26 protein-coding genes are annotated in these 24,125 nt (G+C 66.6%); 13 read left to right on the forward strand and 13 right to left on the reverse strand.

Annotated features, from left to right (window positions below; genetic code table 11):
• Positions 1 to 9: 9 nt before the first annotated feature.
• Complete coding sequence (locus ACP69S_RS06070) at positions 10 to 711, reverse strand: DJ-1/PfpI family protein (RefSeq protein ID WP_425995674.1); 702 nt, start codon at positions 709 to 711, stop codon at positions 10 to 12.
• Positions 712 to 790: 79 nt separating this feature from the next.
• Between ACP69S_RS06070 and ACP69S_RS06075 the strand changes: the two genes are divergently transcribed.
• Positions 791 to 1,732 carry a GlxA family transcriptional regulator gene (locus ACP69S_RS06075; protein WP_425995675.1) on the forward strand — a complete coding sequence of 314 codons (942 nt, stop codon included), beginning with the start codon at positions 791 to 793 and terminating at the stop codon, positions 1,730 to 1,732.
• 4 nt (positions 1,733 to 1,736) lie between these two features.
• Positions 1,737 to 2,156, forward strand: a complete 420-nt coding sequence (locus ACP69S_RS06080) for a GFA family protein (protein WP_425995676.1) — start codon at positions 1,737 to 1,739, stop codon at positions 2,154 to 2,156.
• A 45-nt stretch (positions 2,157 to 2,201) separates the two neighbouring features.
• On the opposite strand, the gene ACP69S_RS06085 is transcribed toward ACP69S_RS06080, so the two are convergent.
• The 3 genes from ACP69S_RS06085 to ACP69S_RS06095 form a co-directional block, all read right to left on the reverse strand.
• The gene (locus ACP69S_RS06085) at positions 2,202 to 2,639 is read right to left on the reverse strand and encodes a c-type cytochrome (protein WP_425995677.1); all 438 of its coding nucleotides are present in this window, start codon (positions 2,637 to 2,639) and stop codon (positions 2,202 to 2,204) included.
• A gap of 2 nt (positions 2,640 to 2,641) precedes the next feature.
• A complete protein-coding gene (locus tag ACP69S_RS06090) occupies positions 2,642 to 4,234 on the reverse strand; it encodes a flavin monoamine oxidase family protein (protein ID WP_425995678.1) in 1,593 nt (530 codons plus the stop codon).
• Positions 4,235 to 4,594: 360 nt separating this feature from the next.
• Positions 4,595 to 5,167 (reverse strand): DUF1003 domain-containing protein, encoded by a 573-nt coding sequence (locus tag ACP69S_RS06095; RefSeq protein WP_425995679.1) that lies wholly within the window; start codon positions 5,165 to 5,167, stop codon positions 4,595 to 4,597.
• Positions 5,168 to 5,270: 103 nt separating this feature from the next.
• On the opposite strand from ACP69S_RS06095, the gene ACP69S_RS06100 reads away from it, so the two are divergent.
• Positions 5,271 to 5,453 carry a YegP family protein gene (locus ACP69S_RS06100; protein WP_425995680.1) on the forward strand — a complete coding sequence of 61 codons (183 nt, stop codon included), beginning with the start codon at positions 5,271 to 5,273 and terminating at the stop codon, positions 5,451 to 5,453.
• Positions 5,454 to 5,616: 163 nt separating this feature from the next.
• On the opposite strand, the gene ACP69S_RS06105 is transcribed toward ACP69S_RS06100, so the two are convergent.
• Entirely contained in the window at positions 5,617 to 6,366 is a 750-nt protein-coding gene (locus ACP69S_RS06105) for a DNA polymerase III subunit epsilon (protein ID WP_425995681.1), read from the reverse strand.
• Positions 6,367 to 6,484: 118 nt separating this feature from the next.
• On the opposite strand from ACP69S_RS06105, the gene ACP69S_RS06110 reads away from it, so the two are divergent.
• Positions 6,485 to 7,291, forward strand: coding sequence for an SDR family oxidoreductase (locus ACP69S_RS06110; RefSeq protein WP_425995682.1), 807 nt, complete (start codon positions 6,485 to 6,487; stop codon positions 7,289 to 7,291).
• Here the strand turns inward: ACP69S_RS06110 and ACP69S_RS06115 are convergent.
• The gene (locus tag ACP69S_RS06115) at positions 7,251 to 8,387 is read right to left on the reverse strand and encodes a cell wall hydrolase (RefSeq protein WP_425995683.1); all 1,137 of its coding nucleotides are present in this window, start codon (positions 8,385 to 8,387) and stop codon (positions 7,251 to 7,253) included. The two genes, ACP69S_RS06110 and ACP69S_RS06115, sit on opposite strands and share 41 nt — an antisense overlap.
• Positions 8,388 to 8,772: 385 nt before the next feature.
• Here ACP69S_RS06115 and ACP69S_RS06120 point away from each other — a divergent pair, with 385 nt between their 5' ends.
• Positions 8,773 to 8,982: a hypothetical protein gene (locus tag ACP69S_RS06120; protein ID WP_425995684.1), complete on the forward strand. Its 210-nt coding sequence runs from the start codon at positions 8,773 to 8,775 to the stop codon at positions 8,980 to 8,982.
• 37 nt (positions 8,983 to 9,019) lie between these two features.
• Here the strand turns inward: ACP69S_RS06120 and ACP69S_RS06125 are convergent, their stop codons facing one another.
• Positions 9,020 to 9,991 (reverse strand): HAAS signaling domain-containing protein, encoded by a 972-nt coding sequence (locus ACP69S_RS06125; RefSeq protein WP_425995685.1) that lies wholly within the window; start codon positions 9,989 to 9,991, stop codon positions 9,020 to 9,022.
• 14 nt (positions 9,992 to 10,005) lie between these two features.
• Positions 10,006 to 10,335, reverse strand: coding sequence for a PadR family transcriptional regulator (locus tag ACP69S_RS06130; RefSeq protein WP_425995686.1), 330 nt, complete (start codon positions 10,333 to 10,335; stop codon positions 10,006 to 10,008).
• A gap of 177 nt (positions 10,336 to 10,512) precedes the next feature.
• Between ACP69S_RS06130 and ACP69S_RS06135 the strand changes: the two genes are divergently transcribed.
• The gene (locus ACP69S_RS06135) at positions 10,513 to 11,814 is read left to right on the forward strand and encodes a mechanosensitive ion channel (protein ID WP_425995687.1); all 1,302 of its coding nucleotides are present in this window, start codon (positions 10,513 to 10,515) and stop codon (positions 11,812 to 11,814) included.
• 61 nt (positions 11,815 to 11,875) lie between these two features.
• Here ACP69S_RS06135 and ACP69S_RS06140 read toward each other — a convergent pair whose 3' ends face one another.
• Positions 11,876 to 14,800 carry a TonB-dependent receptor plug domain-containing protein gene (locus ACP69S_RS06140; RefSeq protein ID WP_425995746.1) on the reverse strand — a complete coding sequence of 975 codons (2,925 nt, stop codon included), beginning with the start codon at positions 14,798 to 14,800 and terminating at the stop codon, positions 11,876 to 11,878.
• A gap of 461 nt (positions 14,801 to 15,261) precedes the next feature.
• Here ACP69S_RS06140 and uvrB point away from each other — a divergent pair, with 461 nt between their 5' ends.
• From uvrB to ACP69S_RS06165, 5 genes are all read left to right on the forward strand, one after another.
• Positions 15,262 to 17,526, forward strand: coding sequence for an excinuclease ABC subunit UvrB (gene uvrB / locus ACP69S_RS06145; protein ID WP_425995688.1), 2,265 nt, complete (start codon positions 15,262 to 15,264; stop codon positions 17,524 to 17,526).
• Between the two features lie 123 nt (positions 17,527 to 17,649).
• Positions 17,650 to 17,823 (forward strand): hypothetical protein, encoded by a 174-nt coding sequence (locus ACP69S_RS06150; protein WP_425995689.1) that lies wholly within the window; start codon positions 17,650 to 17,652, stop codon positions 17,821 to 17,823.
• A 141-nt stretch (positions 17,824 to 17,964) separates the two neighbouring features.
• The gene (locus ACP69S_RS06155; RefSeq protein WP_425995690.1) at positions 17,965 to 18,159 is read left to right on the forward strand and encodes a type II toxin-antitoxin system VapB family antitoxin; all 195 of its coding nucleotides are present in this window, start codon (positions 17,965 to 17,967) and stop codon (positions 18,157 to 18,159) included.
• A complete protein-coding gene (gene vapC / locus ACP69S_RS06160) occupies positions 18,156 to 18,551 on the forward strand; it encodes a type II toxin-antitoxin system VapC family toxin (RefSeq protein ID WP_425995691.1) in 396 nt (131 codons plus the stop codon). The genes ACP69S_RS06155 and vapC overlap by 4 nt, the downstream gene beginning before the upstream one ends.
• A 102-nt stretch (positions 18,552 to 18,653) precedes the next feature.
• Positions 18,654 to 19,349 carry an AbiV family abortive infection protein gene (locus ACP69S_RS06165; RefSeq protein WP_425995692.1) on the forward strand — a complete coding sequence of 232 codons (696 nt, stop codon included), beginning with the start codon at positions 18,654 to 18,656 and terminating at the stop codon, positions 19,347 to 19,349.
• A gap of 411 nt (positions 19,350 to 19,760) precedes the next feature.
• Here ACP69S_RS06165 and ACP69S_RS06170 read toward each other — a convergent pair whose 3' ends face one another.
• Positions 19,761 to 20,102, reverse strand: a complete 342-nt coding sequence (locus tag ACP69S_RS06170; protein ID WP_425995693.1) for an endonuclease domain-containing protein — start codon at positions 20,100 to 20,102, stop codon at positions 19,761 to 19,763.
• A 237-nt stretch (positions 20,103 to 20,339) separates the two neighbouring features.
• Here ACP69S_RS06170 and ACP69S_RS06175 point away from each other — a divergent pair, with 237 nt between their 5' ends.
• Positions 20,340 to 20,624 (forward strand): hypothetical protein, encoded by a 285-nt coding sequence (locus ACP69S_RS06175; protein ID WP_425995694.1) that lies wholly within the window; start codon positions 20,340 to 20,342, stop codon positions 20,622 to 20,624.
• An 894-nt stretch (positions 20,625 to 21,518) separates the two neighbouring features.
• On the forward strand, positions 21,519 to 21,809 hold the full coding sequence (locus ACP69S_RS06180; protein WP_425995695.1) for a hypothetical protein: 291 nt from the start codon (positions 21,519 to 21,521) through the stop codon (positions 21,807 to 21,809).
• A 75-nt stretch (positions 21,810 to 21,884) separates the two neighbouring features.
• Here the strand turns inward: ACP69S_RS06180 and ACP69S_RS06185 are convergent, their stop codons facing one another.
• The 3 genes from ACP69S_RS06185 to ACP69S_RS06195 form a co-directional block, all read right to left on the reverse strand.
• The gene (locus tag ACP69S_RS06185) at positions 21,885 to 22,523 is read right to left on the reverse strand and encodes a hypothetical protein (RefSeq protein WP_425995696.1); all 639 of its coding nucleotides are present in this window, start codon (positions 22,521 to 22,523) and stop codon (positions 21,885 to 21,887) included.
• 70 nt (positions 22,524 to 22,593) lie between these two features.
• Positions 22,594 to 23,571, reverse strand: coding sequence for an NAD(P)H-dependent flavin oxidoreductase (locus ACP69S_RS06190; RefSeq protein WP_425995697.1), 978 nt, complete (start codon positions 23,569 to 23,571; stop codon positions 22,594 to 22,596).
• An 80-nt stretch (positions 23,572 to 23,651) separates the two neighbouring features.
• The gene (locus tag ACP69S_RS06195; protein WP_425995698.1) at positions 23,652 to 24,065 is read right to left on the reverse strand and encodes a lysozyme inhibitor LprI family protein; all 414 of its coding nucleotides are present in this window, start codon (positions 24,063 to 24,065) and stop codon (positions 23,652 to 23,654) included.
• Positions 24,066 to 24,125: the final 60 nt, after the last annotated feature.

Below are 24,125 nucleotides of genomic sequence, written 5' to 3' on the forward strand. Positions count from 1 at the left end.
AGAGCTGACCTAAACCAGCGCCCCGGCCTTCTCCGCCGCCGCCAGCCGCTCGTCCATCCCCTGGCCGTAGATCCGCCGCACCCGCTCCAGAACCTTGGCCGGAGCGGTCTCGGGTCGGCCGGCGTTGAACGGCGGGGCCGGCGCATATTCCACCGCCAGCTGGATCGCCTGGGCCACCTCCTCGCCGGCGATCTCGGCGGCGATGGTCAAGGCGAAGTCGATGCCCGCCGTGACGCCGCCGCCGGTGAAGACATTGCCGTCGCGCGCCACGCGGCTGGGATCGGGGATAGCGCCAAACAGGGGCAGCTGGTCGCGCCACGCCCAGTGGCACGCGGCTCGCTTGCCCTTCAACAGCCCCGCCGCGCCCAGCACCAGCGAGCCGGTGCAGACCGAGGTCACGTAGCGCGCGCCCCAGGCCAGGCGGCGGATTTCGCCAAGGAAGGCCTCGTTGGCCATCGCTTCCGTCGTCCCGAAACCGCCGGGCACGACCAGCACATCGCACGCCTCGACATCCGACAGACGCGGCAGATGCGCGAAAATCAGGCCGTCGGCCTCGATCTCGCCGCCGTCGAGGCTGGCCACCGTGACTTTCGCGCCGGGAAGGCGGCACAGGATCTGGTGCGGACCAGTGAAGTCGAGATGGGTGACGCCCGGGAACAGGGCGAAGACGATATTCAGGGGTTCGTGATCTCTGGAAGTGAGGGGGGCCATGGGGATATCTCCGTTTGACGCCACATCATCCCGCGCCTAGCGTCTGGCTGAAATGACATAATTCCCTCGGATTACGCCAATGCCCCGCACCATCGGCTTCCTGGTCTATCCCGACTTCCAGCTGCTGGACGCAACCGGGCCTATCGCGACCTTCGAGATCGCCGCGCGGTTCTCGCCGGGGGCTTACCGGCTGGTCTTTCTGTCGAAGGACGGCGGCATGGTCGCCAGCTCGTCGGGGCTGACCATGGCGACCACCGCCCTGTCCGAGGCGCCGCTGCTGGACACCCTGATCGTGGCGGGCGGCGACGGCGTTCAAACTCCCGCGACCTGCGCCGCGACCTTGGCCTATGTGCGTGACACGGCCAAGACGGCCCGCCGCGTCGCCAGCGTCTGTTCGGGAACCTACATCCTGGCCGAGGCCGGCTTGCTGGACGGCAAGCGCGCCACCACGCACTGGAGCCGCACCAAGGATATCCAGAAGCGCTATCCGGCCATCCGGCTGGAGCCCGACAAGATCTTTGTCCAGGACGGCATGATCTGGAGTTCGGCGGGGATCACCGCCGGCATCGACCTGTCGCTGGCCCTGGTCGGGGCCGACGAAGGCGAGCCCGTGGCCCGGCGCACGGCCCAGCAGCTGGTGGTCTATCACCGCCGCCCCGGGGGCCAGTCGCAGTTCTCGGCCCTGATCGACATCAAGACCCGACGCTTCGACGCCCTGCTGGCCTGGGCGCGCGAAAACCTGGCCGAAGCCTTGAGCGTCGAACAGCTGGCCGACCGGGCCGCCATGAGCCCGCGCAACTTCGCCCGCCTGTTCACCGCCGAAACCGGAGTCACCCCGGCCAAGGCGGTGGAACGGCTGCGCGTCGAGGCCGCCCGCGCCCTGCTGGACAGTCAGCCGCTGCAGGTCGAGGATGTGGCTCTGGAAACCGGCTTCGGCGATCCAGAGCGCATGCGCCGCGCCTTTATCCGAGCGTTTGGTCAGCCACCACAGGCGCTGCGACGACGCGCCAAGGCGGGTTAGGGCCATGAGCGAACGAGACGCCCCCTACTCCGGCGGCTGCCTTTGTGGCGCGCTGCGTTACGAAGCGACCGGCGAGCCCTCGATGATGGGTCATTGCTACTGCGCTGACTGCCGCAAGGCGTCGGGCTCGGGGTTCATCCCCTTCATGAGTTTTCCGGCCAGCGCCATCCGTTTCAGCGGCCAGACGCGGCGGTTCCGGTTGCCGTCGTTCCGGGGAACCGAGGCCCTGCGCAATTCCTGTCCCACCTGCGGCGGTCTGGTCTTCGGCGGCGAGGTGGGCAAGGACGACTCCCACACGATCTATGCGGGCTCGCTGGACGACGCGTCCCGCTCCAGGCCGCAGATAGCGATCTTCGACCGCGACCGCCCAGCCTGGGCTGCGTTGCCGCCGAAGATCGCCGTCTTCGACACCCTGCCCGCCTGACGAGACGATCACGAGGCGCCCGCCCCGCGGGATCGAGCCTGTCGCTCAGTGCCCGCCGCCCCGGGCCGGATGCGGAATCCTGGCGACATCCGCCGGCGTCACCGGCTTGGCGTAGGCATTGCCGAAATTGGTCCGGATATAGGTCACGACCTCAGCGATCTGGGTGTCGTCCAGCGGCCCCGCCAGGCTGGGCATGCCGCCCTTGCCCAGCACGACGGCCGAGATCGGATAGGCGGCGCCGGCAAGACGCGGATTGGACGCCAGGGCCGGAATGGTCCCTGCCCCCACGCCACCCTTGGCGTCGGCCATGTGGCAGGCCTGGCAGACGGCTTCATAGACCTGCTTGCCCGTCACCGGCTTGACGACACGGACGACGCCGCCGCCCGTGTCACCGCCGGGAGGGGCCTGGGCGACGGCGGGCGCGGCGACGGCCAGCAGGACCGCGGCCAGGGCCGGGGTCATGGCGGAAAGACGGATGGTCATGCTCAGGCCTCCAGGGCGCGCTTGTGCAGGCGGGTGACAGCGTCGATCGAGGACAGCAGCGCCCCCTCCATCCAGCAGCCGACATAGGAGGCATGCTCGCCGGCCAGGACGATGCGGCGGTCCATGCCCACCAGGGTCTGGTAGTGTTCCTTGCGGGTCTCCTCGGTCCAGCGGGCGCAGCAGCCAAGGGCCCAGGGCGCCCGGCTCCAGGCCATCGAGGCGCCGTTGCTGAACTCCTTGCGATAGCTGGCCGGGTGCAGCACCGAGCCCTGCTGAAGAGCGACCTCGATCCGCTGCTGCGGCGTCATTCCGGCCAGGCGATAGGCCCCCATCTCACGGGCGAAGGCTCCCAGCAGCACAGCCGGTCCGTCGCCCAGCAGGTTGTTGTTGGGATAGGAGATCAGGGCGATTTCCTGGTCGGTGAAGCTGTGGCCGCCATAGATGGAGTCTTCCTCCTCCCAGAAGCGGCGCTTCATCTCCAGGCCGATCTTGACCTGGCCCGAATAGGGCACGGCCTTGATGGCGGCCATCATCTCGTCGGTAACCTGGGTGTCGATCTGGCCGAGCACCGACAGCGGGATGGTGCAGACGCACCAGTCGGCCTCAGCGGTGGCGACCTTGCCCGTCACCGTGTCGGCATAGGTGACGGCCACGCCCTTGTCGTCCTGGGCGATCTTGCTGACCTTGGCGTTGTACGTGATCTGGCCCTCCACCTGTTTGGCGAAGGCCTTGCCGATCATGTCCATCCCGCCCACCGGCTGGAACATGGTGGTCTGCATCTCGTGGCCCATGAAGAAGGCCATCGAGTTCCAGACCTGCGGGTCCAGCACGTCGTGCAGGTCGTACAGGGCCGAGGGGATCGGCGCGCCATTGATCCCGCCGCCGGGCGGGCGGTCATAGCCCCGATGCGAGGCCGAGCGCAGGTTCGAGGCGTACCTGTAGTCCTTGTCCAGCATTCCCCAGCCCTTCAGGGCCTCCAGCAAGCGCTCGCGGTCTTCCGGCGTGACCTGCTGGTCCAGCGCGTTCTGGTTGATCGACTTGGCCAGCAGCTCGGCGACATTGCCCTCGAAGTCCGCGGCCGCGGCCTTGAAGCGCACGGGCTTGCCGCCGAACGCCTGCGACGAGTGGATCCAGGTGTTGTGGTTGAACTGAATAAACGGCTCCAGCGCCACGCCGAACGACTTGCAGTAGTGCAGCAGAGTGCGGTGATGGTGCGGGATCCGCCAGGGGCCGGGATTGAAGTAATTGCCAGGCGCGTAGCCGACCTTCTGGGTGGCCCCGCCCAGCTCGGTATAGGTATCGCCGCCCCGCAGCGACCAGTTCCGGCCGCCGGCCCGGTCCTGATATTCGAGGATCTGGACCTTGTAGCCGGCCTTGGTCAGCTCATGGGCGGCCAGCATACCGGCCAGACCCGCCCCCAGCACGATCACCGAAGCGCCCTTGCGCGCGCCGGCCAGGTTGGGCGGCCCGGCGAACTGGGTCTCGGCCGCGTGACCCAGCGAGGTCATGGCCTGATAGAGCGCCGCCGTGCCCCCGACAGCGGCGATGGCCGACAGCAGCTGCCGCCTTGTGGGTGTTCGCGCGCCCAGTTCCATCCGACGAAATCTCCTCGCGCCGTCCGTTCGACGGCTGTTGGGGTCGAGCTAACAGCGCGTCGCGAGGCATGGCGCGCGGGATGTGGGTGAAGGGTCGCAGCGCCATGCAGCCTCGGCTATTTCGGGCGCCTGAGGGACGACGCTGCGCAGGAAGTATGCAGACCTCTTGGCCGACGCAGGGACGCCCCCTCCGTCACGCTGCGTATTCGCAGCGCGCCACCTCCCCCGCAAGCGGGGCAGGAGGGTTAGGCTGTTCTTCTCCTGCCCCGTAGCGAAGCGTGCGGGGGAGGTGGCGCGGCGCCGCCCTCAAGCAAAGAATGGGAGGCGACGTGACGGAGGGGGCGTCGGGCGCCTGCAATCCTACCCCTTCGCGTCCAGCCTCACCGCCAACCGCTCCACCTGAGCCTCCAGACGCGCCAGGGACTCGGCATTCGCGCGGGCCAGGCCGGCGATGTCGTTGTCGCGCAGGGCGTCCAGCTTGTCATGCAGGTGCATGATCTCCAGCTCGGCCCGCAGATTAACGACATAGTCGTGCTCGGCGTTGGCGCGGTCCTTCGCCGCCTGGCGGTTCTGGCTCATCATGATCACCGGCGCCTGCAGGGCCGCGACAGTCGAGAGCAGCAGGTTGAGAAAGATGAACGGATAGGGATCGAAGGCCAGGTTCCAGGGCTTGAGGAACAGGTTCAGCGCCACCCAGCCCAGCAGCACCGCGCTGAACGAGCCGATGAAGGTCCAGGACCCGCCCACGGCCGCGACGCGGTCGGCCAGCCGATCCCAGAAGCTGCGATCGTCGGAAACCAGCGCCTTGTTCAGACCGGTCGGGGCCTCGGCGGCGATCAGGTCGATGACGCTGCGCTGGACGTCCTTGAGATCGCAATAGGGAACGGAAAGCAGTTTGCGAGACAGCTGGTCCAGGCGGTCGTCAAGATTCATAGAGATCTCCGGGCGTGGCCGCGATTGACACCGTCGCGCGGGGCGGGCGAGGCTGGGCTGTCTCGAAGACGCCACAGCCAATCCTTGCTCCCGGGAGACGACTATGGCCTACAAGTTCGTGATCAAGAAAGACGAGGCGGGCGAGTTCCGCGTTACCTTCGTCGCTTCCAATGGCGAGAGCATGTTCGCCACCGAGGGCTATTCGTCCAAGGCCTCGGCCAAGAACGCTATCGACTCCATGAAGAAGAACGGCCCCGACGCCGAGATCGACGACCAGACGGACTGAGCCCCACCGTCCACGGCTTCCGACTTACCTCCTTCATTGTCATCCCGGACGAGCCCGGCGAAGCCGGGTGAAGATCCGGGACCGATCTGGAACGCGGTGCTCAGGCGTCGGTCCCGGATCGGCGCGCTATGCGCTTGTCCGGGATGACAAATTGAGGGCGCCCCTAAAACAGGGTGCGTTGCGCCAAGGGCGGCGCGGCGGGTTCTTCGACCAGGCCGCGACGCCGCAGTTCGGTTTCGGCGGTGAAGCGGATGTCGGCGTCGCGATCACGACTCAAGGCGATCAGCCGTTCGGACGCGAGGCTTTCCCAGGACCTTCCGCGTTCCGGGCCTGTCGGCATACGGGGCAGCAAGCCTGGCTCGGCGCTCCACTCCAGAAGCTGCTCCAGCGATGCTTGATTGAGCATGTCGCGCAGATGGTGCGCGGTCACATAGGCGTCGGGCATCGCGCGATGGGCTGGCAGGCCGATGGCCTGGATCAGCCCCTCCGGCATCCGTTCGTAGCGAAGCATCTGGTTGGAAAAGCTCGGCAGGTGAGGCCACAGGCGCAGTGCGCACTTCCAGGTGCAGATCCATCGCGCTCCGCCCGTGAGCCTGGGCCGGCAGAAGTTCTGCTCGAACGAGGCGCGGTGAGCGGCAAGCGCCAGGACGCCGCCGGGCGGCTGCAGCACTGAGGGGGCGGCGTCTCTCCAGAACGGCGCGTCGGCGACGTCGGCGTCAAGGATGTGATGCACCGCCATCGTGGCCGGTGAGATCGGGCGCCCCGGATTGATCAGCAGCGCCCCGCGTTCTTCGCTGAGCGACCAGCGGCCGTCAGGTTCGGCGACCACGTCCTGCCAACCGACCTCGCAGACATCCTGCGCGGATGAGCCTGCGGTTTCCAGATCGATGACGCGGACGCGAGCGACGAACATGGTTCGAATATGGGCTTCAGGAGCGCAAATCCAAAGACCGGGCCGCCGCGCGCCGGACTTGACCCCTCCCCTCGCCCGGCGTCTGATCGCCGATAACAAATAAAGGGGAGGATCGCCGATGAGCGCCAGCGCTGAAGGCCGCAAGACCATCTTCATTACCGGCGCCGCCAGCGGCATCGGCCTGGCCAGTGCCAAGCGGTTCGCCGCGGCCGGCTGGTTTGTGGGACTGTCCGACATCGACGCGGCGGGCCTCACGGCCGCCCTGCTGGCCATCGGCCCTACCAATGGCGCCACCTTCAAACTGGACGTCCGCGACCGCCAGGCCTGGGACAACGCTCTCGGCGAGTTTGGCCGGTTGACCGGCGGCAAGCTGGACGCCCTGCTCAACAATGCCGGGGTGGCGCGGTTCGGATCGCTTGAGGACCTCAGCGATGCCGACTGCGACATCCAGATCGACATCAACATCAAGGGCGTGGTGCACGGCGCGCGGGCCGGCCTGCCGTTGCTGAAGGCCGGCGGCGGACGGCTGATCAATGTGGCCTCGTGTGCAGGGCTGTATGGTTCGCCCAAGCTGGCAGTCTATTCGGCCACCAAGTTCGCGGTGCGCGGCCTGTCCGAAGCCCTCGACATCGAATACGCCGCCCACGGGGTCAGCGTTGCCTGCGTGATGCCGTGGTTCATCGAGACGCCGATCCTCAACGCCGGGGCGTCAGGCAGCAACGAGAGCATGGCTGACGCCCTGCGCAAGGGCGGGCTGGAGATCTATCCCGTCGAGGACGCCGCCGAGGTGGTGTTCAAGGCCGCCTCGGGCAAGGAACTGCACTATCTGGTGGGCAAGCGGGCCAGGCAGATGCGCTTCGCCAGCAGCCACATGCCCGGCGCCGTCAGGAAGCAGTTGCGGTCGCGGTCCCCACTGACGGCCTGAGGACGTCAGCGGACGTCTTCTCGACCGCGGGCTTGGCGGGAGCCGAGGCCGGCTCGGTGGCCTGACCCAGAGGTCCGCCCATGCCGTTGCCGACCGGCGCGGTCTGGGCGACCGGCATGACGACGGCGTTGGCCGCATAGGCCACGCCGGCAGCCATCGGGCCGATGCCCTTGCCGTCGGCGGTGAGGCCGGCGATCTCGGGCGCGTTGGGCATGTCTTCCAGGGTCGAGGGACGCGGGGTCGACGAGAACGCCCCCGGCCCGCCGGCCCGGCCGCCGAAGCGGTAGAACACGTGCATGCCGACGTGGGCGACCTTGAGCAGGCGCGGACCCCAGCCGGGCGAGACGCCGGTGGTGTGAAAGTGGGTGGCCGAGCCGACCTCGTTCATCACCGCGCCGGTCAGGGCGCGCGAGGCGATCTTCTGGGCCCTGTTCCAGGCGCCGCGTTCGCGACCCCGGCTCATCGAGCCATCGCAGGCGAAGCTGAACTGGCAGCCGATCCTGCGGTGGGCGCCCTGGAACACCACGCCGCAGACCGACTTGGGGAACGAGGGGTGACGGACGCGGTTGAGGACCACCTGGGCCACGGCGGCCTGACCGCTGGGGGTCTCGCCACGGGCTTCGTAATAGACGGCCTCGGCGAGGCATTCGAGCTCGCGCGAGCTCTCCAGCACATTTCCAAGGCGGAAAGGCGAAGCAGCTGGATTGAACGGACCGCCAAAGCTGGCGCGCAGCATCAGGGGGCCGCTGCTGGGGTTGGGAACCGAGTCGGACGCCTGGCGGTTCTCCAGGCGGGCGACCAGCAGGGAAACCTGGCGGTCGCGCCGAGCGGCGCCCGCGACGGTGTAGGGGTCGTGACGACGGGCCACGGCGAGCGCGCCCTGGTCCATACGGGAAGCAGAATTGATCAGGGCGACGTCGGAGAACCCCTCCGAGGCGCCGTCTGCAAGGCGTGTAACGCGGGCGTGCTGGTTGGCGGTGTGGGCAAGCCCACCGGCCAGATAAACGGCGCCAAGAGCCAGGCCCGTAGCGGACCCGACCAATACGGCGCCGACCAGCGCGCGTGCGTCTGCGCGCGTCTGCGACTTGCTATACAAAACTCGTGTCCTGCGCGGCGAGGGCGTACCGCCCCCCGACAAAATCGCTTTAGGAACCCGGAAAACTCTCTTTCGGGCAGTCCTAAAAGCGGAGGTTCGACCGTTTCACGATGTGGTCGAATTCCTGCTTGTGACCGGCTTATGAACGATAATCGCTCGAGTCGCAAGCGCGTGCCGCAGTGCAGCATCAAATCCGGGCGGATCGGTCGCAGTCCAGATCGTTAACGTCTTGATTCGCAGGGAAAACCGGACAGTGGAAAATTTCTCTGCTCTGCCGCAGCGCGAAGCATTGGTTGGACTGTTCTAAAGCCCTTGATTCAGGGAGCGTCCGCTGGCCGAGCGCCGTTACTCAAGCCGGACAAATACCGTTAAAGAGGAGCGCTTCATGACCCTTAACCCTAATGCTCGCCGGGCTGTTTCCCCGGCTCCGTTGGCGGCTCTCGCAGCCCTCGCTCTGGGCGCCTGCGGGCACAACATGGAGCAGCGCGCGGCGACTGGCGCAGCGGCCGGCGCGGTGGTCGGCGGACCGGTTGGAGCGGTGGTCGGGGCCGGTGTTGGCGCGGTCGTCGATACGGCGTCGAAGCCGAAGAAATGACCCCGTCGCCTACTCGGTCGGAGCGGGCGGAAGCCCCCTAGTCCCGAGCCGACCTGACCAGGCGCCAGCCGTCGATCAGGATCTTGCCGCCGCAGATCGCGCCGCTGATCAGGACGCTGGCCTTGACCATATTGTCGACCGTCCCCTGCAGGGCGGCGACAGCTGCGGCGTCCGATCCGGCGAAGGTCACCAGCGGCAGGGCGGGCCACAGCGCGGCCAGGAAGGCTAGGCCGGCGATCGACAGCACAAGCTCGGCGGCGGCCCGGGGCCGTTCCCAGGCGGGGCGGATCACGACGATAAGGCTCGACACGACCTGGCCGACCGCCATCAACAGGATCGGCAGGTGCAGGCTCGCCAGGATCGGGTCCGGGATCACCCGCAGACCGTCATAGGTAGCCGGCAGGGCGGGATCGACCGGGAACTGCACCAGGCCGCTCCACCACAGGATAAACAGCACCGTGGCCGTCGCCTCGAACAGCGCATCGAAGCGGCTGGTGGCGAACGGTCGCTTCTTGGTTGCCAGCTGCGGCAGGTCGCTGGCCTTCCACTGACCAAAGTCGCCGGTCTTGATCCAGCCACGCTCGACGGCCGCCCCGATCAGGGTCGCCAGGCCGATCAGTTGCAGGGCCGTAGGAATGAAGTCGCCCAGCACATGGCCGATCACGCGCGAGACATGGGCCTCGCCCATCACCACCTGAATCGCCGCCGGGATGACGCTGGCGAAGACGGCGATAGCCAGGGCGACCTTCACCGCGAAGATGTAGAAGGGATAGAGCTCCACCCCGATCAGGGCGCGTTGCGGCCCATAGCGACCGGCCACGGCCAGCGGGTGGCCAAATTCGCGCAGCAGGGCCTCGGTTTCCTTCCTGTCGAGGCGGCGACCCAGTTGGCCTTCCTTCTCCTCGATACGGCTCATCAGAACGTCGCGCAGTTCGGCGACGATGTCGTCGCGCTGGGCAGCGGGCAGGAGGGCGGCGACGGCGCCCAGATAGCGGTCGAGCAGATCCATGATCCGTCCTCTCTTCAGAGCAGAGGTTGCAGGGTGTCGTTGATGGAGCGCCATTCGACGGCGAGGCGGGCCAGCACGGCCCCGCCTTCGCTCGACAGGCGGTAGAAACGCTTCTTGCGCTTGTCTTCCTCGCGCCACTCGCTGGAGAGCAGGCCCTGCCCTTCCAGACGGCGCAGCATTGGATAGAGCGCGCCTTCGTCGATCTCGACGCCTACCGAGGACAGCGCCTGACGCAGGCTGTAGCCGTAGCGCTCGACCCGAAGCTGGGCCAGCACGGCGAGGATCAGGGTGCCCCGCCTGAGCTCCTGGCGGAGCTGTTCGAAGATGTCGGTTTCCGTTGGCATAGTGTGCGCCGTATCGTGTGCGCCACATGGTGTGTGGCGCACACTGTGTGTCACACAGTGAATTGGGAGTCAAACGGCTGGCGGCGCGCGCCGCGCAAATCGCACGGAACGATAGACCCTTCCGGCTGTTGGCCTCGCAGGAACACTGCGCCGCCAGCGCCGGGCGATGAGGGCCGCATGCAAACGACCAGGTACGAATTCATTGGATGGGACGCGCTTCTGTACGAGTGGGCTCCCAAGGTGATCGCCGCGGCGCTGATCCTCATCGCCGCTTGGTTCATCGGCAAGGCCATCAAATGGTTGTTGGCCAGGGGCATCAACCGGATCCCAGGCGCGGCCAGGGCGACAGCCAGCGACGATCCCAAACACTCGATCGGCGCGAGCCTCGGCGACGTCGCCTTCTGGCTGATCCTGCTGTTCGGCGTCGTTGCAGCGCTCGGCGTGCTCAACCTCGGCCAGGTCGTGACGCCGCTGAATTCTCTGCTGATGCAGGTGGCGTCGTTCCTCCCGAACGTTCTGGGCGCGGTACTGATCTTCTTCATCGGCTTTGTGGTGGCCACCCTGGCCAAACGCGTCGTCGAGGCCGCCTTGCAGGCGGCCAACGCCGATCGTTGGCTGGAAAAGGCCGGCCTGACCAAGGCGACTGGATCGACAGGCGTGAGCACGGCGATCGGCACCCTGGTTTTCGTGCTGATCCTGATCCCGATCACCATCGCCGCCCTGGAGCAACTGGGCATCGAGTCGCTGACCGTTCCGGCCGTCGCCGTCCTTTCGACCGTGCTCTCGGCCATCCCGCGCGTGCTCGCAGCCGCCATTGTGTTGGCTGTCGGCTGGTTCATCGGCCGTTGGGTCGCTCAGCTCATCGAGCGCATCCTGCCGGCGACGGGGTTTGATCGCAGCATCTCCAGCCTTTCCAGCCTGACGGTCACCGCCGAGAAGGCGACCGAGCCCAAGCCGCTGACGGCGCCCTACGCCGGCGACGTCACGCCCGCCACGGCCCGAGCATTCGGCGGCGAAGCGCGTAAACCGATGACCGCCTCCGGCATGGTCGGCAAGATCGCCATGGTGGCTATCGTGGCGTTCACGGCCGTAGAGGCGGCCAAGCTCCTGCAGTTCGGCGCCATCGCCGTGACCCTGCAGGAAATTCTCGCGCTTGCCGGCCACGTCATTGTGGGCGGCGTGATCATTACCGCCGGCGTCCTGATCGCCGGGGTCCTCGCCAATCTGATCAACAGGGGCAGTGGCGGGGCCGACGGCTTCGCCTCCACTCTGGTGCGTTGGGCCACTATCGCCCTGGCTACCGCCATGGGCCTGCGCTTCATGGGCATAGCCGACGACATCGTGCTGCTCGCCTTCGGCTTGACCCTGGGGGCCGCCGCCGTCGCCGCGGCGCTGGCCTTCGGGCTCGGCGGCCGGGACGCCGCTGGTCGGATCGCCCAGACCTGGGCCGACAAGGTCACCAAGACGCCGCCTCCATAAACCCGACGGAAAAAGGCCGGCCCCTCACGGGGCCGGCCTCCCTCAGCGCGGTTCGACTCGCCTAATACTCGAAGCGAACGCCCATCTTGAAGGTCCGGCCGATCAGGCCGGGATAGTGGAAGGTGGTCAGGAAGTTCGGGGCGCTGGCATAGGCCCCCGGCGCGATCGGAGCCCGCTCGTCGAACAGGTTGCCGACGTGGCCATAGAGCGTGACGCCGTCGTTGATCTTCGCCGTCCCGTTCAGGTCGACATTGATGAACTTCTTGATGTTGCAGAACTGCTGGCCCAGCGCCGTATTGCCGGTCGCGTACTGGTTGGCGGTGACGCAGTCGGCGCTGGTCCGCTGGTCGGCGGCCACGGACTTGATCTTGCCGACATAGTAGGCGGTGGCCGACAGGCTGTAGCGGCCAAACTCCACCGAGTTCTGCCAGTTGCCGCGCCAGTCGGGCGTGCCGTTGCCGGACGACAGCTGGTAGGGGCCCAGCGTGCCCGCATATTTCTGCACGCCGCCACTGGTGTGGAGGTCGTACTTCAGCACGTGGGTGACCTCGACGCGGCTGGTCAGCTTGGTTTCACCGAAGTTGAACTTGCCGGTGGCCGAGAAGTCGACGCCCGAGGTCTTGGAATAGTCGGCGTTGACGAACGGCGCGTTGATGATCAGCACGCGCGGCAGGGCGTTGGGGAACAGCGGATCGACGGCGTCGATCAGGTTGCACGAATAGCCCGGACCTACGGCCGCCACGGCGGCGCAGGAGTCCGTCACGTTGGTCTTGGTGTAGTAGGCGTTGCGGGCATTGGCCAGCAGCGGTCCGGCCACGATCAGGTCCGACTTCTCGACGTCGTAATAGTCCAGCGTCGCCGAGAACCAGCGGGTGGGCTCGACGATCACGCCGGCGGTGAAGCTGCGCGACTTCTCCGGCTTCAGGTCCGGATTGCCCACATAGCCGCCGCCTAGAGAATAGGATTGGGCATAGGGGTTGGTGTTGCCGCCCGAGGTCAGGCCGCCGTGCGCCTGCTGGAAGGATGCCGGGGTGGTGAAGGTCGAGAAGCCCGCATACTGGCTGCGCGATCCGGCTTCGGCGAAGGTTGGGGCCCGGAAACCCTTGGAGTAGGTGCCCCGGAACGCCAGTTGACGCATCGGCGAGTATTTCGCGCCGAGCTTCGGAGAGAAGTGGCCGAAGCCTTCCGAGTAGTCGTCATAGCGACCCGAAACGTTGATCTCGAGGTCTTCGGTGACCGGGGCCAGCAGTTCGAAATAGCCGGCCGCGACCGTGTGCTCGCCGAACGCCGACGAGGTGGTCAGGCTATAGGTGTCCAGGCGGGCGTTCTGGTTGTTGTTGACCAGGGTTTCCTTGCGGATCTGGGCGCCGAGGGCCAGCTGCATGTCGCCGCCGGGCAGGGCCCAGAGCGACTTGGTCACCGAACCGTCCAGCGACAGCAGGGTCGAGTGCGACGGCGTTTTCACGTCGGGCGAGACGAAGTCGCGCACCGTCTCGGTATTGGCCGACGGATTGACGAAGTTGTAGCCGCCCGTGTTGATCGACTTCAGCAGGTTGGCGATGTTGAGGAAACCGTACTGGGTGATCTTCAGGTTGTCGCGCGCGGCGACCCCTTCGATCCGCCAGTCCCAGCCGTCACCGAAGCTGCCCTTGAGGCCCGCCGTGCCGCGGATCACGTCATTGCTGCGGTCGCTGCCGGCCGGGATGTCGCCGAACAGGTAGTAGATGCGCGCCGCGCCGTTGGCCGGATCGGCGGCGAAGGCAGTGGCGAACGGGTTGTTCGGGTTCAGGCGACGGTCGCCGGCCGTGGCGCAGTTGACGCCCGACGAGCAGACATAGACCGGCAGTACGATGCCCGGGTTCAGCGACGAGACGGCGGGCGAGCCGCCGAACGGCTGGGTGGCCCGGATGGTGCGCGGCTGGTTTTTGATCCGCACCTCGTCATGCGAGAAGCTGCCGGTGATGTAGCCCTCGATGTTCTCGTTCAGGCGCACGCTCAGGCGGCCATTGACCGCGTAGCGCTCCTGGAACGGCGCGAGCTGGTTATAGAGATCGACCATGTCGTACTTGCAGCTGGACCCCTGAGCCGCGCCGGTGGTCACGGTATAGGAGCCGTTGGCGCAGTTCAGGTTCAGGGCCTGGTACGAGGTGGTCAGCGGTGCGCCGATCATGCCCGACAGCGGGTTGTTCAGGTCACTCTGGTTGACGCGGGTGACGACGGCGGTGGGAGTGGCCGTAGTCAGGGTGCTGTCGGCGGTGTTCTGGTCCAGACCACCGATGCGGCTCAGGTCCTGAGTGTTATACGGGAAGCCCCGGCTGTGGCTCGTGACCCGGCCGTCCTTCTGGTACTCGCCGTTGACGTAGAAGTTCCAGCCGCTCTGCGCATAGTCGCCATAGCCGAGGGTCAGGTCGAACTGCTTGTGCTCGGCGTCGCCGCGATCGCTCTCGCCATATTCGGCGCTGCCGGCCACGCCGACGAATTGCTTCTTCAAGATCAGGTTGACCACGCCGCCGATGGCGTCGGCGCCGTAGCTGGACGAGGCCCCGTCCTTCAGCACCTCGATCCGGTCGATCAGGCTGAACGGGATCGAGTTCAGGTCGACATAGGCGTTGTGGCCGTCGTCATTGATCGGGAAGTTGGCCGAGCGCAGGCCATCGACCAGCACCAGGGTGGACGACACGCCCAGGCCGCGCAGCGAGACGGCCGAACCGCCGGCGCTGAAGCCGCTCTGGAAGCCCGTGCCGATCGAGCCCGCGCCATCGGCCGAGACCGAGCGAATGGCGTCGGTGGCCGTGGTGATGCCGGCCCGCTCCAGGCTTTCATTGGTGAGAACCGTGACCGGCGACGGGGTCTCGGTGTCGGTGCGGCGGAACAGCGAGCCGGTCACGACCACCGCTTCGATCTCGGTGGACTCAGGCTCCGGCGCCACGGTCTGGGCCGAGGCCTGGCCGGCGGCCAGCGCCGCCATGGCCACGCCGCAGATCATCGACGATCCCAGCAGGCGCTGTCGTATAGTCTTATATTGCTTCACGATAAATTCCCCTCTTTCGTCAATAAGACGATATCGAATACCGACAAACAGAAACGGCTCCCGATCTCACAGTAGAGTCGAGATGAATCCGACCTGTTGGTTGGAGAGGATTGCAATCCTGAAACGTCTTTTCCGTCGCATGACAAATTTCTAACTTGAAGTCATGCACGCACCGCCCTCTCTTCACTTCACGAATAGATGCAATGACTATTTGAAGATGGTCGCCACGGCTCTGGCCGCTGGCGCTGTGGCGCGTGGGGTATCGACACCGGGCGTTTCAGGCCGGGCGAAACCCGAAACCTGCCGGCTGTATCGGCGCTGCAACAGTCGCCTGTAGCCCCCTCCCGCCAGTCTGCTGACACTCGCCGTCAGCAGACCCCCTAGCCTTCGCGGGCCGGCGACCTTACTTTCCATGGATGCCAAGCACCCGAGATAGCGGCGTTTCCGACGTCTCCACGCCGTTCGTCATGGACCACTCATCCACCGATCCGGCCATGATCGCCCGGCAGACCCTGTGGACCCCGCACCGCCCCGAGCGGCCCGCCAAGTCCGAGGGCGGCCGGGCGTTCAAGCTGGTGTCAGAATACTCCCCCGCCGGCGACCAGCCGACCGCCATCGCCGAGCTCGTGCAGGGTCTGAGCAACGGCGATCAGGATCAGGTGCTGCTGGGCGTCACCGGCTCGGGCAAGACCTTCACCATGGCCAAGGTGATCGAGGCCACCCAGCGCCCGGCCCTGATCCTGGCCCCCAACAAGACCCTGGCCGCCCAGCTCTACAGCGAGATGCGGAGCTTCTTCCCGGAGAACGCGGTCGAATATTTCGTCAGCTATTACGACTACTACCAGCCCGAAGCCTACGTCCCGCGCACCGACACCTATATCGAGAAGGACAGCTCCATCAACGAGCAGATCGACCGGATGCGCCACTCGGCCACCCGGGCGATCCTGGAACGCGACGACGTGATCATCGTCGCCTCGGTCAGCTGCATCTACGGCATCGGCTCGGTCGAGACCTACACGGCCATGACCTTCACCCTGGAGGTCGGCCAGACGGTCAACGAGAAGCAGTTGATGGCTGACCTGGTGGCCCAGCAGTACAAGCGCAACGACTCCGCCTTCGAGCGCGGCACGTTCCGCCGCCGGGGCGACACGCTGGAAATCTTCCCCGCCCACTATGAAGACCGCGCCTGGCGCATCAGCCTGTTCGGCGACGAGGTCGAGGCCATCGCCGAGTTCGACCCGCTGACCGGCAAGAAGACCGCGGATCTCCCATCAATCAAAGTCTATGCGAATAGCCACCACGTCACGCCGCGCCCCACCCTGCGCCAGGCGATCATCGAGATCCGCGCCGAGCTCAAGGAGCGCCTGGCCTGGATGTACGAGAACGGCAAGCTGCTGGAGGCCCAGCGCCTGGAACAGCGCACCACCTTCGACCTGGAGATGATCGAGACCACCGGCTCCTGCGCCGGCATCGAGAACTACAGCCGCTACCTCTCGGGCCGCAAGCCGGGCGAGCCGCCGCCGACCTTCTTCGAATATATCCCCGACAACGCCCTGCTGTTCACCGACGAGAGCCACCAGACGGTTCCGCAGATCGGCGCCATGTACAAGGGCGACCGCAGCCGCAAATGGACCTTGGCCGAATACGGCTTTCGCCTGCCCAGCGCCCTCGACAACCGCCCCCTCAAGTTCGAGGAATGGGACGCCATGCGGCCCCAGTCGGTCCACGTCTCGGCCACCCCGGCCTCGTGGGAGCTGGAGCGTTCCGGCGGCGTCTTCGCCGAGCAGGTGATCCGCCCCACCGGCCTGATCGACCCGCCGGTCGAGGTCCGCCCGGTCAGCGCCAACAACGCCTCCCAGGTCGACGACGTCATCGACGAGATCCGCCAGACCAAGGCCAAGGGCTACCGCTCTCTGATCACCGTCCTGACCAAGAAGATGGCCGAGGACCTGACCGAATATATCAACGAGCAGGGCCTGGGCGTGCGCTACATGCACTCCGACGTCGACACCCTGGAGCGCATCGAGATCATCCGCGATCTGCGGCTGGGCAAGTTCGACGCGCTGGTGGGCATCAACCTGCTGCGCGAGGGCCTCGACATCCCCGAATGCGGCTTGGTGGCCATTCTCGACGCCGACAAGGAAGGCTTCCTGCGCTCGGAAACCAGCCTGATCCAGACCATCGGCCGCGCGGCGCGGAACATCGACGGCAAGGTCATCCTCTACGCCGACCGGATCACCGGCAGCATGGAGCGGGCCATGGGCGAGACCCAGCGCCGCCGCGACAAGCAGCACCAGTTCAACCTCGACAACGGCATCACCCCCGAGAGCGTCAAGCGCGACATCAAGGACATCCTCAACAGCCCGTTCGAGCGCGGCGACCGCGTCACCGTGCCGATCGGCGGCCTGCACGAGGGCGACGACAAGCCCTTCACCGGCGACAACTTCAAGGCCGCCCTCAAGGACCTCGAGGCCCGCATGCGCGAAGCCGCCTCCAACCTCGAGTTCGAGACCGCCGCCCGCCTGCGCGACGAGATCAAGCGCATGAAGATGATGGACCTGGAATTCGCCAACGAGATCCTCACCGCCCCGGGCGAGAAGGTCGACAAGGCCGCCCCGAAGCGGATCCGCCAGGAACTGCGGGCCGAGCAGGCCGAGGCATTCCGGAAGAGCCGGCTGTGAGGCTGGGCGTGGGGTAGCTCGTCCCCTCTGGGGGAGGTGGCCCCGAGGGCCGGAGGGGGCCAGCGCGGAGGGGGCGAGTCTGCCCGCTTTGAGAAACCCCGATTTTTGCCTACCGTCCGGCTCATGACCGAGCGCCAGATCACGCCCGACAAAGCCCTCGAAACCGACGCCGCCCGCGAGGCCCGGTACCGCGCCCTAGTTCAGGAAGGCCTGGACGAACTGGATCGCGGCGAAGCCAACGAAGTGACGGATGTCGGGGCCTGGCTAAATACGCTCGGCCGCGACGAGCCTGCCTGACGTGCGCACAGCCACGCGCCGGGGCGCGGATCGCGTTCAACACGCAGCCGGATAGTGATGTGGCGGCGGGGAGATGGATGGGGCGGTAGCCGAGAGGTGCATCGCATGCTATGTGTACGCCGACACGATTGGATACACATCATGCGCACCAATGTCGTTATCGATGACGTCCTGATGGCCCAGACCCTCAAGGCCACGGGCCTGAAGACCAAGCGCGAGGCCGTTGAGTTGGGCCTCAAGACCTTGCTGCGCCTTCGCCAGCAGGCCGCGATCCGCCAGTTGCGCGGCAAGCTGGCCTGGGAGGGCGATCTCGACGCCATGCGGACCGACGGGTGATCCTCGTCGATTCAAGCGTCTGGATCGACTACTTCCGGGGCGTCTCCACGCCCCAGTCCGACCGGCTGGACCAACTGCTCGGCGTCGAGCCCCTGGCCATCGGCGACCTGATCCTGACCGAAGTGCTGCAAGGCTTCACCCGCCAGCGCGACTTCGATCAGGCGCTGGAACTGCTGGGCGGCCTGACTCTGGTGGAGATCGGCGGTCAGGATATCGCCATCCAGGCCGCCCGCAACTTCCGGGCCCTGCGCGCGCTGGGCGTCACCGCCCGCAAGACCATCGACACTCTGATCGCCACCCGCTGCATCGAGAGCGGCTACCCCTTGCTGTCGAGCGATCGGGACTTTGAGCCGTTCGTCGAGCATCTGGGGTTGGTGTCGGGGATGGGGTGAGACAGGTGCCTTCGGTGAAGACATCTGGGTATTGTTAGATGCGGCGAATCTTGAGGCCGTATTTCCTTAACTGAACCCCGCGAGATCGGGAGGAAACTGGAAATGTCAGCATATGATTATGCTGGAGCAGTAGAAGCAAAAATGCTTTCCACTGATATCGATCAAGCTGAATGGGACGCTGCCCAACCGCTCATCGATAGCTTGATCGTTGATGCTGAGAATATCTTCGGACAACCGTTGCCGGCCGTTATCGGTGTTGCAAATACCCTGATGCGTCTGCTCGACGACGCGGAATTTCTTTCCTCAGCTGGTCGGTTCGATAGCGCTCTGTCCATTTCAGTGCTGGCGTTCGAAGAGGTCGGAAAGCTGATCGTTAGTGCGCTGAAGACACTCGGCGTAAAGAGCCGGCTGCGGGTGAGTTTCCATGACGACAAGCAAGTCGCAGTCGCTTGCATGATTGTCGCCCGGCATATCTCCGAGCGTGTTTCGCACCTCCCACGCGATGCGACGGGCGATGACAGGGCAAAAGGCGTTGACCTAGCTTTGGAGGAGATGCTGTCCTCGGGCGTTCTGGCTGACGTTGGGGAGATAGTTCGAGGTGATCTGAACCTAAAAAAGAAAGCTGGGTTCTATTTCGACTTCGAGGCGTCTCCAGACGACACCGGTAAAGCGACCCAGGCCGATGTCACTCACGTCATGCACCAGGCTAAGTATGCTTTCGTAGGACTCCTTGACCGAAATGCTATCCGCGCGTGTTCGGTGATCTATGGGTCGTTCGAGGGGATGCGCAGTCGCTAGGAACTCTTGGGCGCACATCGCGCCCCACCCCGCCCTTCATCTCATGGAGGCCAAGCGTGCCGGTCTGGACAGGTTGGTCAAGGACGGCCCTCCGGGCCGCCGCGGCGCGACCGGTCGCAGACCGGTGTCGGCGGAGCAACCTGTCCAGACCGGCGACCGTCTCGCCGTGAGATGAATGGCTGGCTCCCTTCGGCGCGAAGGGTGTCTGGCTAGGCAAGTCGTCATCAGGCTTTCGACCCCTCATCCGTCAGCCTGCGGCTGCCACCTTCTCCCGCAAGGGGAGAAGGATAGCGCCCGTCCCCTCTCCCCATGCGGGAGAGGGTGGGCCGCGACAGCGGCTCGGGTGAGGGGTCGCACAGCGAGCACCACCGCGTAGAGCGGGACGGCCGGGCGCCCAGCTGACAGGATTATCTACCCCTCATCCGTCGGCCTTCGGCCGCCACCTTCTCCCGCAAGGGGAGAAGGGTTTGGGGCGCAGGCGGCCAGGATCTGGTTCAGGACCGTTTCAGGGAAGCCCTGGATGGCCTTGTTGGTGAAGCGCAGGACGTGGAAGCCTTGAGCCCGCAGCCAGGCGTCTCTAACGGCGTCGGCCTCGGTGCGCTCTTCGTGGTGAGGGCCGTCCGCCTCGATGATCAGCCGATGACGCAGGCAGACGAAGTCCGCCACATAGCGACCGATCGGCAGTTGGCGGCGAAACTTCAGGCCGTCGAGACGGCGGTCGCGGAGGAGCGTCCATAGCAGGCGCTCGGTCATTGGGGGTTCGCGGCGCAGGGCGCGCGCGAAGGCGAGTTGTCGGGCTCGATCAACCATGATGAGAACAATACATGAACGTCTAGGCGCTGCAATCCCTCTCCCCATGCGGGAGAGGGTGGCCCGCGTAGCGGGTCGGGTGAGGGGTCGCGCGGGCGTTCCGACAGGCCTATCCACCCCTCATCCGTCGGCCTTCGGCCGCCACCTTCTCCCGCAAGGGGAGAAGGGCAAGATGCCCCCATGACCATCACCCGCCCCACCACCGACGCCGAGATCGCCGCCGCCTTCCCGGTGATGTCCCAGCTGCGTCCGCACTTGACGGCGGAGACCTATGTCGCCCGCATCCGGGGGCTGATGGCCAGCGACGGGTTTCGACTGGCCTGTTTGAGCCAGGACGGCGTGCCGCGCGCCGTGGCCGGGTATCGGATCCTGGACATGCTGTATTGCGGCCGGCTGCTGAGCGTTGACGACCTGGCCTCCGACGAGGCCGCGCGGTCGGGCGATCATGGCAAGGCGCCTGGCTGAAGGACGAGGCCCCCCTTGGTGGTTTTTGCGCGAGGGCTGCGCGCAGCTGGAGCTGATCTCCAACGTGGTCCGCGAGGGCGCGCACCGGTTTTACTTCCGCGAGGGGCTGGCGGTGGATGCGTTTCATTTCCGGGTGAAGGTGGACTGACCCTCTCTCATAGAGAGAGGGAGGGGCCCGCCGCGCAGCGGTGGGAGGGTGAGAGGTTTGCGAAGCCCTTCCGGACAAGGCAGGGGTTTTGGGTGCGACAGCGGCTGACGATGTAACCCCTCACCCTCCCACGCATGCGTGGGCCCCTCCCTCTCCCTATGGGAGAGGGTTGCGAGTATGGGGACCCACCACCCTCTATCCCCGTTCTTTTCGCCAAAAACCCCAGCCCCTCCAACGCCTTGTAAAAAAGTCCATCGCCCCGATCCTCGGCGCTCAAACCTGCCGCATACTTCTAGCCATCCCGTCGCGAGGGAGAGGGCTCTTGGATCCGGCCCGAGACGCGCGGCGTGGATGCGGTCGAGCGGGGCCGCCGGAGTCGCGGATGCGGGACCGGCCGGCTTGATGGGAGGGTGGGTGACGTAAACCCGCCTATCGGGAGGTCCGTCGGAGGACCCCCGCCCGCCCGAAGGTTCGCTCCGGGTCTCCGGGACGACCGTGGCTTGCAGCTTCAGGGCTGGGTCCGGTCGCGAAGGGGGTAAGCCCGGGTGGGGCAAAAGGCTGAACAAGGCCTGCGCACCCCGGCCAGAGGGATAACGACCGCGCGGGGCGTCAGGCTTCGTCGAAACGGTACATTGAACACAACAGATCCGGACGCTGTCCGGACGCCCCGCGCCTCTCCCGTTCTCACCCGCGCCGCGATCCGGCGCGGCGGCGCAGCTGTGCGCCTGCCCTCTTGGAGATCCGCCATGACCGACGCTTCACGCGACGCCAAGGTTACCGCCTGGCACATCGAGATGATCCGCAAGCTCGACGCCTTGCGCACGCAATGGGCGGACGAGGCGCAGGCCCAGGCCGCGCACCCGTCGAAAGCCCGCCGCAACACGGCCTCGCCTCGCCGCCGCCACACCGCCGGCCCGCCCGACGCCACCGAGCAGGCCCGCCAGGCAGAGAAGGCTCGCCAGCTGGCCGAGGTGCGGGCGGGGTGGCTGATCAGCATGGAGCGGACGGCGATGGATGTGGCGCTGATCGGACTGTAGTCGGCGCGGCTCGCCGCCACCCCTGAGCGGCTCCGCAGGTCGTCCGCCCCGGCGGGGGCCGATGAAGAGCGGGACTCAGCCCGCCTTGCTCGCCTCGGCGGCGGCGTCGGCCGCGTCGGCCGCGTCGGCGGCGGCCTTGGCCTTTTTCAGGCGTTCGCGATAGGCGGCCGAGCTCTTCACGAAGCCCTCGGCGTCGCCATAGTCGAGGAAGGTCGCATAGCGCTCGTGGCTGCCCTTGACCTTCAGGGCGTGCTTGATCGGGCACCAGTATTGCTCGGTGCGGGCGGTGATCTCGCGGGCATAGGCGATGACGCCGTTGCCATAGCCGCAATAGACGCAGTTGAGCTTCTGCACCGGGTTCAGATAGCTCAGCCGGTGGCGGTCGATGACCACATAGTCGCGGCGACGGACACGCTCGATCCCCCAGGCGGTGAAGCAGCCCAGCTGATAGATGCTGACCGCCAGGTCCATCAGGGCCATCGGAATGACCATGCCGTAGATCAGCGGCAGGGTCAGCAGGGTGGGCCACGGCGTCTTGAAGACGTCGATGCGGCGCTTGTGGCCGCGCTGGCTGGCGCGCACCTCGGGGCCAAAGCGCGGCTTGCCGCTCTTCAGGTCCAGGCCATGGGCTGCGGCCCCGGCCGCGAAGGCGGCCTCCAGCTGCTCCTCAAGCGCCCGCAGGCGGTCGATCATCGTCTCGATCGAATCGGCCATCGTGGTCCCCTCGCCTGTCGGGCCTTCATCGGCCATCGGGAGCGGGGGGGCCAGTGATGGTTGCGCGACGTCAGCCGACCATCGCCGCCAGCCGGCCCCGGATGATCGTCTCGGCCTCGCTGACGATGCGGTCGACCAGCTCGCGCACAGTGGGGATGTCGTGGATCAGGCCCTGGACCATGCCGGCCGACCAGATGCCGCCGTCGGTGTCGCCTTTAGCCAAGGCGTCGCGGCCCCGCGTGCCGGCCACCAAATGGGCGACGTCTTCGAACTTGGCGCCGCCGGCCCGCTCGATCTGCACCACTTCCTGGCTGACGGCGTTGCGCATCACGCGCGCTGTATTGTGCAGGGTGCGGAAGATCAGGTCGGTCTGGCGCTCGTCATTGGCGACCATCTGCTCCTTGAAGGCCATCGGGATCGGGGCCTCCTGGGTGACACAGAAGCGGGTGCCCATATTGATGCCGTCGGCGCCGAGGGCCAGGGCCGCCACCAGGCCGCGCGCATCGGCGATGCCGCCGGAGGCCAGCATGGGGATCTTCACCTTGTCGGCGGCGACGGCGATCAGGATCAGGCCGGGGATATCGTCCTCGCCCGGATGGCCGGCGCATTCGAAGCCGTCGATGCTGATGGCGTCCACCCCCATCCGCTCGGCGCTCAGGGCATGGCGAACGGCGGTGCACTTGTGGATCACCTTGACGCCGTGGGCCCGCAGGTCATCGACATGCTCCTGGGGCTTGTAACCCGCGGTCTCGACGATCTTGATCCCGCTCTCGATGATCGCGGCCCTGAACTCGGCATAGGGCGGGGGGGTCATGGTGGGCAGGATGGTCAGGTTGACGCCGAACGGCTTGTCGGTGAGATCGCGGGTGCGGGCGATCTCCTTGGCCAAGGCCTCGGGGTTGGGCTGGGTCAGGGCGGTCAGGAAGCCGAGCGCCCCGGCATTGGCGACGGCGCTGACCAGCTCGGCCTTGCCGACCCACTGCATGCCGCCCTGGGCGATGGGGTGCTCGACGCCGAACATCTCGGTAAAGCGGGTCTTGATGGCCATGGCGTTTCACTCCCCTTGGGGAGCTCCCTCTGGATATCGAGGGGCTATGCGGGAATGACCCTAGCGTCAGGCAAGAGGGCTCAGCTCCACTTGCGGAACACTTCCAGCTCGTCGGCGCGCTCATCGGTGCGGTCCAGGACGCATTGCTGGGCCTCGACCCGGGCCATCGTGCCCCAGTCCTCGTCCAGATAGCTGGCGCAATCGGCGTCGCGGAAGGCCATCCAGGCCCGCTGGGCTTTTTGCAGGGCGGCCTTCTGGCGGGGCCGCTCCAGCCGGGCCAGGGCGGCCTGATAGGCGCGGTTGAGGCGGGCGTCCTGCGCCTGGATTTCGACGCCCAGGCACTCGACCATGCCATAGGTCGTTTGCCCGTCCGGCCTGGCCAGGCAGCGGTCCAGCGCCGAGGTCGGCCTTGTGGGCTTGGATGGCGGCTGGGCCTGGGCCGCGCCAAAGCACAGGGTCGCCAGGATCAGGCTCGCGCCAAGGGCTCGGATCATGACGTCCTCCAGAGGTTCGGCGGCGAGCCTAGCGCGGTTCGCCGCCGAAGCGCCACTATG

Source organism: Caulobacter sp. DWR1-3-2b1 (genome assembly GCF_049895765.1).
Taxonomy (GTDB): Bacteria; Pseudomonadota; Alphaproteobacteria; order Caulobacterales; family Caulobacteraceae; genus Caulobacter.

Bases quoted from the DNA above. Each gene is read 5' to 3' on its own strand.
- ACP69S_RS06070 (WP_425995674.1), bottom strand. From the start codon at position 711: ATGGCCCCCCTCACTTCCAGAGATCACGAACCCCTGAATATCGTCTTC.
- ACP69S_RS06095 (WP_425995679.1), bottom strand. From the start codon at position 5,167: ATGAATCTTGACGACCGCCTGGACCAGCTGTCTCGCAAACTGCTTTCC.
- ACP69S_RS06075 (WP_425995675.1), top strand. From the start codon at position 791: ATGCCCCGCACCATCGGCTTCCTGGTCTATCCCGACTTCCAGCTGCTG.
- uvrB (WP_425995688.1), top strand. From the start codon at position 15,262: ATGCCAAGCACCCGAGATAGCGGCGTTTCCGACGTCTCCACGCCGTTC.
- ACP69S_RS06110 (WP_425995682.1), top strand. From the start codon at position 6,485: ATGAGCGCCAGCGCTGAAGGCCGCAAGACCATCTTCATTACCGGCGCC.
- ACP69S_RS06155 (WP_425995690.1), top strand. From the start codon at position 17,965: ATGCGCACCAATGTCGTTATCGATGACGTCCTGATGGCCCAGACCCTC.
- ACP69S_RS06120 (WP_425995684.1), top strand. From the start codon at position 8,773: ATGACCCTTAACCCTAATGCTCGCCGGGCTGTTTCCCCGGCTCCGTTG.
- ACP69S_RS06140 (WP_425995746.1), bottom strand. From the start codon at position 14,800: ATGATCTGCGGCGTGGCCATGGCGGCGCTGGCCGCCGGCCAGGCCTCG.
- ACP69S_RS06090 (WP_425995678.1), bottom strand. From the start codon at position 4,234: ATGGAACTGGGCGCGCGAACACCCACAAGGCGGCAGCTGCTGTCGGCC.
- ACP69S_RS06080 (WP_425995676.1), top strand. From the start codon at position 1,737: ATGAGCGAACGAGACGCCCCCTACTCCGGCGGCTGCCTTTGTGGCGCG.
- ACP69S_RS06135 (WP_425995687.1), top strand. From the start codon at position 10,513: ATGCAAACGACCAGGTACGAATTCATTGGATGGGACGCGCTTCTGTAC.
- ACP69S_RS06175 (WP_425995694.1), top strand. From the start codon at position 20,340: ATGACCATCACCCGCCCCACCACCGACGCCGAGATCGCCGCCGCCTTC.
- ACP69S_RS06100 (WP_425995680.1), top strand. From the start codon at position 5,271: ATGGCCTACAAGTTCGTGATCAAGAAAGACGAGGCGGGCGAGTTCCGC.
- ACP69S_RS06190 (WP_425995697.1), bottom strand. From the start codon at position 23,571: ATGGCCATCAAGACCCGCTTTACCGAGATGTTCGGCGTCGAGCACCCC.
- ACP69S_RS06180 (WP_425995695.1), top strand. From the start codon at position 21,519: ATGACCGACGCTTCACGCGACGCCAAGGTTACCGCCTGGCACATCGAG.
- ACP69S_RS06105 (WP_425995681.1), bottom strand. From the start codon at position 6,366: ATGTTCGTCGCTCGCGTCCGCGTCATCGATCTGGAAACCGCAGGCTCA.
- ACP69S_RS06125 (WP_425995685.1), bottom strand. From the start codon at position 9,991: ATGGATCTGCTCGACCGCTATCTGGGCGCCGTCGCCGCCCTCCTGCCC.
- ACP69S_RS06170 (WP_425995693.1), bottom strand. From the start codon at position 20,102: ATGACCGAGCGCCTGCTATGGACGCTCCTCCGCGACCGCCGTCTCGAC.
- ACP69S_RS06195 (WP_425995698.1), bottom strand. From the start codon at position 24,065: ATGATCCGAGCCCTTGGCGCGAGCCTGATCCTGGCGACCCTGTGCTTT.
- ACP69S_RS06185 (WP_425995696.1), bottom strand. From the start codon at position 22,523: ATGGCCGATTCGATCGAGACGATGATCGACCGCCTGCGGGCGCTTGAG.
- ACP69S_RS06085 (WP_425995677.1), bottom strand. From the start codon at position 2,639: ATGACCATCCGTCTTTCCGCCATGACCCCGGCCCTGGCCGCGGTCCTG.
- ACP69S_RS06165 (WP_425995692.1), top strand. From the start codon at position 18,654: ATGTCAGCATATGATTATGCTGGAGCAGTAGAAGCAAAAATGCTTTCC.
- ACP69S_RS06130 (WP_425995686.1), bottom strand. From the start codon at position 10,335: ATGCCAACGGAAACCGACATCTTCGAACAGCTCCGCCAGGAGCTCAGG.
- ACP69S_RS06150 (WP_425995689.1), top strand. From the start codon at position 17,650: ATGACCGAGCGCCAGATCACGCCCGACAAAGCCCTCGAAACCGACGCC.